The organism is Methanosarcina sp. DH1, assembly GCF_020804205.1.
Taxonomy (GTDB): Archaea; Halobacteriota; Methanosarcinia; order Methanosarcinales; family Methanosarcinaceae; genus Methanosarcina; species Methanosarcina vacuolata.
On record NZ_WJBJ01000008.1, the window covers coordinates 21185 to 31241 of the forward strand.

General features: G+C 35.7%; 12 protein-coding genes and 1 pseudogene. 1 reads left to right on the forward strand and 12 read right to left on the reverse strand.

Annotated features, from left to right (window positions below):
• Window positions 1–6: 6 nt before the first annotated feature.
• From FXW07_RS04625 to FXW07_RS04680, 12 genes and pseudogenes are all read right to left on the reverse strand, one after another.
• Window positions 7–810 carry a GvpL/GvpF family gas vesicle protein gene (locus tag FXW07_RS04625; protein WP_229394432.1) on the reverse strand — a complete coding sequence of 268 codons (804 nt, stop codon included), beginning with the start codon at window positions 808–810 and terminating at the stop codon, window positions 7–9.
• Between the two features lie 300 nt (window positions 811–1110).
• Window positions 1111–1482 (reverse strand): gas vesicle protein K, encoded by a 372-nt coding sequence (locus tag FXW07_RS04630; protein ID WP_229394433.1) that lies wholly within the window; start codon window positions 1480–1482, stop codon window positions 1111–1113.
• On the reverse strand, window positions 1466–2134 hold the full coding sequence (locus tag FXW07_RS04635; RefSeq protein WP_229394434.1) for an Hsp20/alpha crystallin family protein: 669 nt from the start codon (window positions 2132–2134) through the stop codon (window positions 1466–1468). The genes FXW07_RS04630 and FXW07_RS04635 overlap by 17 nt, the downstream gene beginning before the upstream one ends.
• Window positions 2135–2460: 326 nt before the next feature.
• A pseudogene (locus FXW07_RS19490) lies at window positions 2461–2634 on the reverse strand (gas vesicle protein); the annotation flags it as partial.
• A 293-nt stretch (window positions 2635–2927) separates the two neighbouring features.
• Window positions 2928–3236: a hypothetical protein gene (locus FXW07_RS04645; protein WP_229394435.1), complete on the reverse strand. Its 309-nt coding sequence runs from the start codon at window positions 3234–3236 to the stop codon at window positions 2928–2930.
• Window positions 3211–3492, reverse strand: a complete 282-nt coding sequence (locus FXW07_RS04650; protein ID WP_229394436.1) for a hypothetical protein — start codon at window positions 3490–3492, stop codon at window positions 3211–3213. The genes FXW07_RS04645 and FXW07_RS04650 overlap by 26 nt, the downstream gene beginning before the upstream one ends.
• Entirely contained in the window at window positions 3492–4151 is a 660-nt protein-coding gene (locus FXW07_RS04655; protein ID WP_229394437.1) for a GvpL/GvpF family gas vesicle protein, read from the reverse strand. Before FXW07_RS04655 ends, FXW07_RS04650 begins: the two co-directional genes overlap by 1 nt.
• 364 nt (window positions 4152–4515) lie before the next feature.
• Window positions 4516–4854: a gas vesicle protein GvpO gene (gene gvpO, locus FXW07_RS04660; protein ID WP_229394438.1), complete on the reverse strand. Its 339-nt coding sequence runs from the start codon at window positions 4852–4854 to the stop codon at window positions 4516–4518.
• Window positions 4855–5033: 179 nt separating this feature from the next.
• Window positions 5034–6482, reverse strand: coding sequence for a gas vesicle protein GvpN (gene gvpN / locus FXW07_RS04665; RefSeq protein WP_229394439.1), 1449 nt, complete (start codon window positions 6480–6482; stop codon window positions 5034–5036).
• A gap of 702 nt (window positions 6483–7184) precedes the next feature.
• A complete protein-coding gene (locus tag FXW07_RS04670; RefSeq protein ID WP_229394440.1) occupies window positions 7185–7496 on the reverse strand; it encodes a hypothetical protein in 312 nt (103 codons plus the stop codon).
• Window positions 7497–8045: 549 nt separating this feature from the next.
• The gene (gvpA, locus tag FXW07_RS04675) at window positions 8046–8276 is read right to left on the reverse strand and encodes a gas vesicle structural protein GvpA (protein ID WP_048122675.1); all 231 of its coding nucleotides are present in this window, start codon (window positions 8274–8276) and stop codon (window positions 8046–8048) included.
• A gap of 88 nt (window positions 8277–8364) precedes the next feature.
• Window positions 8365–9474 carry a transposase gene (locus FXW07_RS04680; protein ID WP_229394441.1) on the reverse strand — a complete coding sequence of 370 codons (1110 nt, stop codon included), beginning with the start codon at window positions 9472–9474 and terminating at the stop codon, window positions 8365–8367.
• A gap of 318 nt (window positions 9475–9792) precedes the next feature.
• Here FXW07_RS04680 and FXW07_RS04685 point away from each other — a divergent pair.
• A partial coding sequence (locus FXW07_RS04685) for a DUF6444 domain-containing protein (protein WP_229394442.1) occupies window positions 9793–10057 on the forward strand: 265 nt, incomplete at its 3' end.

Consider the following 10057-nt stretch of genomic DNA (forward strand, 5'->3'; position numbering starts at 1 on the left):
CCGGCATCATGTATGTTCAAAATCCTTTTTGAGATCAATAAAGCTATAAGGTGCCCAGGGTCCTGTAAACCTGACTGCAAAACCTTCATGTTCGTTTATTTGTTCAAGAACTTGCCCCAGATTTGCAACATTTTCATTAGAGACGAGACAGGAAAGTGTAATCACAGATTTTTGACCTTTGAATTTCTCTGGAACATTGGATTTTTTTTCTTCAGGAATTGTCTCTTTTACATTCTCATGGATAGCTCTTCCAAATTCGGCTCCAAGTTTTGAAAGTTCCTTTGTTATTGCCTGATCTCGTCGAACATCAAACTGCTTCTGAAGGATGTAGCCTTTTCCTTTTGACATTCCTTGAATCTTTGTATTCAATTCTTGAAGTTCAGGGCTGTCTTTGAGGACCTTTTCAGCAAGAATTTTTGGATCATAAAAAATTTGGACTAAATACTCTGCAGTATCACTTAATTTCTCAAGTTCACTTTTAAAGGGTTCATAATTTTTCTGCAGCCAGGATTTTATGGTTTCGTCATTCCCGAGTGCGACACATCCAAACGAAAATGGAAGCAAAGTACCAAATTTTTCAGTCATCTTATCGATTGCATAGTTATGAGTGAATACCCATTCTTTTGCTTGCTGTTCATCCTTTGCTGGTTCGGGTTTCTTTTCTAAAAAATGCACAGCCGCAGCAATGTCTTTATAGACAATTGTATACACAGGATTGTCATCAATTCCAATCGTCCCCAGGTTCTGTTCAGTAGCTGTATTGAGAATCGAGTAAACATAAAGACAGTTTTCCTGTTCTGTTTCGTTCATTTTAATCGGCTTCCTCAATCCACCCTATTGGATTTAATAATTTTACAATTACCTCGTCTACTACCTTATCAAGTCCGTCCCGCACAGAATAAACACAAATTCAAATGCATTATCAGCTTTTACCATCCTCAAGTCGTCATGCAGGTCCAAATTGAGTTAGTTCCAATAGGCTTCAGGTCCTTTTAGGAATGATTCAAATATAATATCAAAGATTTTTGTTGCCAAAAATGATTATTTAGGGAAATGGAACTATAGATTAGTTTCCAAGCTGAAAATTTGAAGTTATATTTTTATCATTCCTCAGTGGCTGTATTGAGAATCAAGTATAGGTAAAGTATGTTCGTCGTCGCGTAGTTCACCATTTTTTACTTCTTCAGCCCACCATCTTGGGTTTAAGAATTTGTCGACTACATCATCTACAACTTGATCAAGTCCTTCCCGCACAGAAGCAACACAATTCTCAAGTGCGTTATCCTCTTTTATTCTCTCAAGCGCTTCATGCAAGTCTGAAAGAGCCTCTCCTAGCCTTTCAATCTCTTCATCGCTCAAAGATTCATTTTCTATTCTCAATAATGCCTGTTTTTCGAGTAAGTCCTGAATAATCTCAACAAGAGCTACAACAAGGCCTAATAATCCCTTCTTTAAATTATCTTCATCAATTGTGATTGTCATTGTTTTCCCTTTTTATCTTAAGCTGAAGTACCCCGTTTTTGTAGCTTTTCTCTTCGATGGACCCCGATTTACATGGCAACGATATTTTCTTACTATAGATGCCGGCAGAAATATCCAGCGTATCGCCTTGAATTTCTATGTTTATGTCCTTCTCTTCTACATCAGGAATTTGAGCTATTACATAAACAGAATCCTGTTTTTCAAATACGTCAAAAATCGGTCCGGATGTTTCTGGAGCTTCGACTGTTACATTTTTTATATATTTTGAAGCTCTACCTGGACTTTTAGAAGATTCATTTCTGGAAGGCATAGGTCTTATGGACAATCCATAGCTCACTACTGGTTTGCTGCTCCAGCCGGTTTCAAGCCTGTGCTTTATTTCCATATCTGTTTCAGCAATTCTCTGCCTGAATTCCGGGGAACTATTCTCAAGGATCTTTACAATCTTCCCGAAGCCCGGAATTGATCCCACGATATCTTCTACAAAGCTGGGATGTTCATAATCTGTAGCTCTGTTTTCTTTTTCTTCAAGTTTCTGTTCAAGTTCTTTAATTCTATTCCCCAGGTCCTGGATTTTAGTTTCTAGATCTTCGGCTTTCGTATCACTTTTTGTTTCTTTCTCGTTGTTATCCTTTTCATCATCATTACCCATGGATAGATCTCTCCCAGTTACTCGAATTATAATTTTTTAAGGGAAGTGAGCTGTATAAAATAAGGAACTGGCAGCAACGTTTAATACTGTTAATTTTGCTCCTCAAGTGTGGAGTTTCCTTCTTGCTCAATCTCAATGTAACTTGCAGGGATTATTGCACGTTTTTTCTTAGAAAGTGGGCTTGTCCATCCGCAGATTGGGCACCCTTTTTCAATTAAAAGCTTTTCTTCCCTTCGATTTCCGCATTCCGGGCAATAAGCATGGGCTTCGTGTACTTTCTCCCAGGCAGGGGTATCAATCTTTGTTCCTGAAGGGAACTCGAGCCCATATTTTGCTGCGGTTTCAAAGGATGCCAGAGTAGCTGTAATTTTAACTCCAAGAAGCTCAGTTCCTGCGATAGATACTGAAATATCAGCATTCAGTACAAGTCCTTTATCCAGAATCCTATCTATTACATCCGCAAGTCCGCCGGTTTCCCTGACAACACTTCCGTTGCTCATATTATTCCTCCGTTCATAGTATTTCCTCAATTGATTATCTCAGGGACTTTTTTATATCTCGGGAACTTACGCAATTGAACTGAGAAATCAGTAGCATCAAACCTTTGACTGTTTTAATTTTAAATTAAAACTACAACCTTTATCATAATTGATTTTATACTTCAGAGCGTAAGTCCTATACCTGGCATTAGTTCTAACTACAGCTGGCCGTCATCAATCAAAAGTCTCGAAGATATTGAAGAATCTTCATTCCTTATAGATCGTAGTCGTTTAACCGAAGACAAATAAAATGCTTATTTTCTTCTTTTTGAGTGGCGTGTTACAGGGCTCTTGGTCAAAAGTTTTGGGTAAATTTTTAGAGTATGGAAATCATTGGGTTTTGTATCAATCGTGATACTGTAACCATACTCAGCTTTCGAGCTAAAAGGCCCTTTAGCCGTGCCAGATCCGGATTTTTGACTGATATTTTGAGTCTCCATTTCCTCAAGTAATTTTAGAAAATTGAATAACTTGGAAGGTTTTTCTTCGGTTGTTAGCGATTTTGAATTCTCTTTTTCTTTTCCATGCAATGGTTTATCAGGACAAGATGTCGGTTCTGACATTGAGATTCGTCTCCAATACTCTTTCTGCAAATTTTAGTTGTCTCATAAGCTCGGCTTTCCTTTCCTCATATTCTTCCCTTGAGAGCTCATCAAACTCATAGAGCATTTGGTTTTCCTTGATCTTGTTTTTAATTTTATCAACATTATAAAGTTCCTTATAAGCAAAGTCCTTTATTATTTCAATGTTTGAAATAAGGTCAAGTCCAGGGATTTCAATTCCTAGCATCCTCAGAAAAAGATCATCAAAGAAAAACATTACCTGAAGCCACCTTTTTTATTAGATAAAATATGTATATCTACAAAGTTATAGGGAGGCCAGGGCCCACTATATTGAAATTTATACTCAGGATATTCTAGTTTAAGCTTTTCAACCTCACCTGAGAAATCCTGAACTTTTTCCTTATCTACAAGATAAGAAGTATTCATCAAAAGACGAGAACTGAATAGGTTAAGAGTTTTCGAATGAGAAGCTATTTCCGCAAGCCTTTCAGTTGATTCAGACTTACATTGTTCCATTTTTTGATTGTCTATCTTAGCGTCTTTTGGCAAAAAAATTTTTATCCCGAGTTCAACTTTATTATCCACAATTGTAATGGCTTTTTTAATAGCTTTTTTTCCAGCCCTCATGGATACTTCGATCAATTTCTTGTTTTTAAATATCATTCCATAAGCTACCGGGATAATACTGTAATGTTTCATTACTTCATTGACAACATTTTGATGAATACTTATTTCCTCTTCATCATCAATCTCGTATTTTTTGAAGGGTTCATTGCTTACAACAGGACAAAAATCATTGCAATCCAGCGTGTATACCTCATGTCCTTGAAAACCTATATTACCAAAGTTAATAGCTTCCTCGGGGGATTTGATTATGCAGTAGACATATTTACTATTTTCAGGAGCACTCTTCATCGAATCTTCCTTCCAGGCTTTCTAAAGCAATTTTCCAATATTTATTCGGAGGTTCGTTTAATATACTTACCGGAATTTATTTTACATAATTACAATAACACAGTCATCGTGTGCTTATATCTTCTTCAGTTACCTTTGTAGTATATTCATTATTCAGGTTTAATGGGATTATTGAGACTCATTTGTACCTTGAGATTTATTTGTACGTTCAGACTCATTTGTACTCGGTCAAGATACAAAATGTACAAACTACGCTATTTATATTAAAGTATATGAAATATACAGGAAATTTTCTATAATTTACATTATATCCTGTGTATATGAATTATTAATCGATGATAAATGTATTGAATTTTGCTTATAGTTATTCTTCTTGCGTGAACATATCACTTCTTCGCCGCATTCCGATTTTACTATAGTCTATTATATCCATATTTGAGTTAAGTTTCAGTTCATAAATGCTCAATATGTCCTGCGAGTCGGGAATTGATTTTCGTTCAAGGACCTCTACCAGGAGTTTAAGTATACCTTCTTCTCTGGACATACTTACAACCCCTTCAGCTTTTTTTCTAGTAATACTTTCAATCAACGATGTTGCTTTATTAAGTTCTTCCATCAGTGAATTTATCTTAATCCCATCTTCTTTAACATTAGCGCTCATTTTTTCTCCTTTCTCTCCAGTTTTTTTCCTGTTTGTTTCCATCTCAACTCTCCCAAACTTATTTTGAGCCTTTTATCCCTGAATTTTGAATATGCCTGTGCGTTTTTAAGTCTCTTGTCCCTTATTTTAAATACGCCTTTTTTATTTCATCAAATTCCCGTTTGCTTATTGCGGATACGCCAGCGCATTCTTGGTTGTTCCCACAGGAATTTCAAAAACATTTATGCAAGTTCTGAAACTGCTTTATCTACGAGTTTCTCGTTCTTGATTACCTTTGCAGGATCTTGTTTTTTATGAATTTCGGGGGTTGTTTTACTTGCGGTTTTTTCTGTCTTGATCATCGGTGCTGGATCTTGCTTCTTATCAACCGCGGGGGCTGGTTTGCTTACGGTTTTTTCTGTCTTAATCACCGGTGCTGAATCTTGCTTCTTATCAATCGCAGGAGCTGGTTTGCTTACGGTTTTTTCTGTCTTGATCACCGGTGCTGGATCTTGCTTCTTATTAACCTCAGGAGCTGTTTTACTTACAGTTTTTTCTGTCTTGATCACCGGTGCCGGATCTTGCTTCTTATTAATCTCTGGGGCTGTTTTATCTACGGACTTATCGGCCTCATGCACTTCAGCGTTGGAACTCTCTTTTTCTGAATTAAGCTCTAAAATAACTTCATTTACAATTTTCTCTTTCTTAAGAAGCTCTACATTGGAACTTGTTTTAGTTGCAATCACATCGACAAACAATTGATCAAAATAATCTTTTGTATTGCCGTTCAGTTTTTTCATAGCTTTTCCAACCATAATGCCGGACCGGATTCCAGGTTTCTGGACATCATCAGTTTGGTCCCTGATCTTCCGGATGATTGATACAATTTTTTCAGTGTCTTTCTCAGGAAGGCCTGTATGTTCTTTTACTATCTGGACCTCGGTTTCAAAGCTATAGTAGTCCATGTATATACCCACCATTCGATCCAGTAAAGCATCCTGAGGAACGTGAACTCCTGCATATTCAATTGAATTACTTGTCAGAATTGCCCTGAAATCCGGATGCACTTTGATGTATTTTTCCCCACCAAACCTGGATGGTAATTCAAGGATTCCTTCTTCAAAAACCGAAAGTAAAACGTTGTTTGCAATTGGCTTTGCCCTGGAAAACTCATTATATATGAGGGTATATCCATACCTACATGCAATAGCCAGAGGATTGTCAATCCACTCGGGCTTTATAATGTCTGAACTTTTAAAAACATTATGAATATAATTATCTCTTATAGATTCCTGCTTGATTTGAGCATATCCACCTATGAGATCCTTTGTTGTAAGTGACTCATCCCCATTAATCCATATAACAGGGCGTCCAATTTCTTTTGCAATATGTACAGCAAGACTTGTTTTCCCACAGCCTGTAGGGCCAATTAAATGAACGGGATATCCGACTTTTATCCACAATTTAATTCTTTCACTTAATTTCTGGATTTCAGTATTATTTATAAAATATTCCATTTCAGGAACAAGGTACTTCTTTTCTTCAGAGCAGTTTTTCAAATTTACACTATATGGAAGTGGTTCCTTTATGGGATTCAGGTCCTCGGTGTCTGATTCCTGTTTTGTTTCCTCTAAAGTTTTGTGAATAGGTTTACCTCTTACTATTCTCTGATGCGTTGCTTTGTATTTCATTTTTCGTTCCTCTTTTTCGTAATTACAGTCTTCAATATTTGTTTTATATCGGGCTATTACCTTGTGCTTTGAGGCAAAAAACACAGTTTTAAAATTAATAAATTTGATATTGTGAAAGTGTGATCGAACAATCAGTAGTATAATGAATATAAAATTTCAAAAGACTGTTTCTCCATTGTTTCTTGCAGGCAATCTTCTCTCAAACGGTGACCTATGAATTATACAGTTTTTTATTACCCATGCAAAGTCGCAAAGAGCCACAGATCTTTTGAAATTGTCTTCGGTTAAGACGTGAAATACCAGGGGATGATTTGTATCCTCTTTAAATTGGGTGTAAAACAGTAAATTATATCTGTGGAAACGCAAATAAGAAAATGTAAGTTCTGGAGTAATAACACAAGTAAAAGAGTGATAAAACTCTTTTAGAGTGTAATGAAAATATTCTTCTATTTAGAATGCTTATCACCAAATCTAAAGAGTATACTTTTATTATGAGTATTCACTTTGGAGCCGATAAACTCTCCTTAAAGGGACTATTACAAAATAACTTCCTCAATGCTCTATTTTGTTGTCTGGTAATTAACTCCAAAAGCTTTGAAATAATAAGCTTGAGGTAGAGTTATTGAATTTGTTATTTTGGTGTGGATCCCAACCGAATACAAGTGGATTTTCTATTCTTTTTAAACTCTCTGCATCCACAGATTATCCATAGAATTCTTTGGTATAGAGATCAATTTCGTTCTGTAATCCACTTATATCGGACTCCAGATTACAGACTTGATCTTTCATCCAGCTTGATTTTTGTTCAAAGAGTTTAATTTCTTCATCTACTCCTTTCTTGATCTCTGCGACTGCGGATTGGATCTGATTGGCTCCAGCATTGATCTGGGCAGCTTTTTCCTTACTTTCCGACTGAAGCTTTATTATTGCAGAATTAATTATCGATACTGCTTCTTTCTGTTCTAGCGCCTTCGCACTTATGTCTCTGTTTAGATCAGCAACGCTTTTGTGCATGTTTTAACTTCCTTTTCTTTTTCTATATTTTGTTGTGGTTTGTTTTTCTACATCTTGCAGAAAAGTTTTTATCATTCTAATTCAAATATAGCTAGCTTAGTTCCAGAATCTATTGATTCTTGTTTTTTATCACTGAATCTTGCAATAGAGTTATAATTCGTGGTATCTGGTCTTTAATAATGACTCTATTACTAAATTCAGTGACATTTTCTTTTTTTCAAGATGGCTTAGTCCTTAATTAACCTGATATTCAACACTTCCTGATATCAATTAACAGAAAGTGTTACACAGTTCGGAATCTGTTTTAAAAACATAACTATCTTTTATTCACATGCGTCACTAGATTCTGGAACTAAGTTCTAATAATCCACTAGTCAACTGTCTCAAAACTACGTTTGATTTTACAATTGGATTAAAGCATCTTACTACAAGGTTAATTTATAAATGAAATTGGAGTACATTTTTGTCTGAGTTTAAGGTCAACAATGCTCATTATCCAATTATCAAAGTGAGTCAAGTTTTGATACAATCTTTTGATTTCTTTAGAAATTATGCTGCAATTACTGGTTTTTCCTCTCTTGCAGCAATTTCGATTTTTGTAATCTCTTCTGCATAGTGCAGGAAAGTGTCAACAGATGCGACAACAACTCTTGCTTCAATAGCCAGTATTTCAATGCCAACAAGTGAGACTCTTGCCCATGTGTCAACAACTATACCTTTATCGAGAATTCTGTCAAGCACTTCTGCTAGACTGGAACTGTCTGGACTCTGTGAAACCATTTATATCACTTTCGATTTTTTTTATTTTTTTAGAAGAGAATCTCAAATTAGCTTTTAAAATCTCAAATCTAATTTGATACTCACTTTTTTAAAAGTATCTCCCAAACGAATTCTTATCCTCAACTTTATTTTGCATCTCTGTCAACACCAGTAGTTGATATGCTATGAAACTCAATAGAGAGTAGAGTTTTCTACTCTGATTTCTCACTCTTCTGATATCGAACTTTACTGTACCTTTAATATGTCCATGTATCTTTTCACATTCAGCTCTCTTTTTATACTGATCATCAAAAGTCTCATCTCTAATATTTTGGTTTCTTAGGTACATTCCTACCTGTTCTTTCCTTCCAATTTCATATAGAAATCTGAGTTTGTTTTCCATTGGTGCGTGAATATCTCCACCGAGTTTCCACTTTTTATTCACCCAGTGATCGATTCGTTCCTCTTCACCTTCTTGATTGATTACTGCATTTGAAGCGTAGGAAATAATCGGTTTTGCGTTTAGATGATACCAAATATCAGAATGATTGAGGAATGAATCATAACCTCCGTCAGCAGAATAAAATTCCAGATTAGCGTTCATGTTCTTTAGAGCTTCAATATGGTCGATGAGTTCTGGAGAGTCACCAGAAAGTCCTTTTGTATGAGTCATGAAAATTGGATAAGTTCCAACCATTGTAATATGTGCCTTATCCATTTTGCATTCATAATGAGGATTATAATCAGCATGTTTGTCGTATCTTGAAGCTTCAAGTGGAGTGGAATCAATTTTTGCTTCCTTTTCCTGAGAAAGTTTGAGAATTTTCTCACCTATAAGCATCATTATCTCATTGACTCCTTTTTCTCCAAGTCTATACTTCACAAAATGATGAAGGGTTCCACCTGAAGGAAGTTTAATCTGGCCATTTTCATCATAAAAAGAAAGCAGGATAGCTTCTTCTTCTGTTAAGGAAGAAATGGTTTTATCATATGAGAGTTGCCTGAAACACTTAACAACAAACAGTTTTATCATAGAAGAAACACTGTACTTAAAGTGCCAACTTTTGTTGGTGTAAAAAGTACGTTCGACGTGCTTTGCAATATCGTCAATGCAAAGAAAGTACAGGAATTGGCAAATTGAAGTACTTTCTCTGCTCAAATAATTATCGAAGGAGTCCTCGAAGAGGACTCCTTTGTATAACATACTGTTTTTTGACATGAGAAAGACATAGAAGGTATTGTTTTAAGTTGCCACTACCAAACAGAGATAAGTGCTATCAGAGTTAGTGGAAAAAAGAATAAGTTTTTAAGTCAAAATTCTAATTTGAGAGCCTCGTATCGCTAACTATGGTCTGCCCGTCTGTTGCGAGTAACTGCCCAGTCCTAGAACTGCTAATTGCATCATTTACCAGATTCAAAGCATCAAGATTCACTAACTGAGAATATTTGTAACTATTCAGCCATAGCTTTGTTAAAAGCAATTTTTCCTCTTTCCGAGGAAAAATTGCATATAAAATAAGCTTCTTTTTTCAATATCATGCTTACACGTGAAGAGATCCTTGAAATTTATGAATCTGGTCCTGAAGCAGTTATTGCTGTTATCCAGAGACTTGAGTCTATCATAGAGAAACAAGATTCTCAGATTGCTGAACTTGAAGAACGTGTAAGAGTTTTAGAGTCTCGTTTGAATCAAAACAGCCAAAATAGCAGTAAAACTCCTTATACTGATGTTTTTTGTAACGAAAAACATAAACCTAATGTTCTCCTCAAGATTAGTGTCAAAAAAGCTGGTTGCCAAAAAG

Bases quoted from the DNA above. Each gene is read 5' to 3' on its own strand.
- FXW07_RS04625 (WP_229394432.1), bottom strand. From the start codon at position 810: ATGAACGAAACAGAACAGGAAAACTGTCTTTATGTTTACTCGATTCTC.
- FXW07_RS04630 (WP_229394433.1), bottom strand. From the start codon at position 1,482: ATGACAATCACAATTGATGAAGATAATTTAAAGAAGGGATTATTAGGC.
- FXW07_RS04635 (WP_229394434.1), bottom strand. From the start codon at position 2,134: ATGGGTAATGATGATGAAAAGGATAACAACGAGAAAGAAACAAAAAGT.
- FXW07_RS04645 (WP_229394435.1), bottom strand. From the start codon at position 3,236: ATGTCAGAACCGACATCTTGTCCTGATAAACCATTGCATGGAAAAGAA.
- FXW07_RS04650 (WP_229394436.1), bottom strand. From the start codon at position 3,492: ATGTTTTTCTTTGATGATCTTTTTCTGAGGATGCTAGGAATTGAAATC.
- FXW07_RS04655 (WP_229394437.1), bottom strand. From the start codon at position 4,151: ATGAAGAGTGCTCCTGAAAATAGTAAATATGTCTACTGCATAATCAAA.
- gvpO (WP_229394438.1), bottom strand. From the start codon at position 4,854: ATGGAAACAAACAGGAAAAAAACTGGAGAGAAAGGAGAAAAAATGAGC.
- gvpN (WP_229394439.1), bottom strand. From the start codon at position 6,482: ATGAAATACAAAGCAACGCATCAGAGAATAGTAAGAGGTAAACCTATT.
- FXW07_RS04670 (WP_229394440.1), bottom strand. From the start codon at position 7,496: ATGCACAAAAGCGTTGCTGATCTAAACAGAGACATAAGTGCGAAGGCG.
- gvpA (WP_048122675.1), bottom strand. From the start codon at position 8,276: ATGGTTTCACAGAGTCCAGACAGTTCCAGTCTAGCAGAAGTGCTTGAC.
- FXW07_RS04680 (WP_229394441.1), bottom strand. From the start codon at position 9,474: ATGTCAAAAAACAGTATGTTATACAAAGGAGTCCTCTTCGAGGACTCC.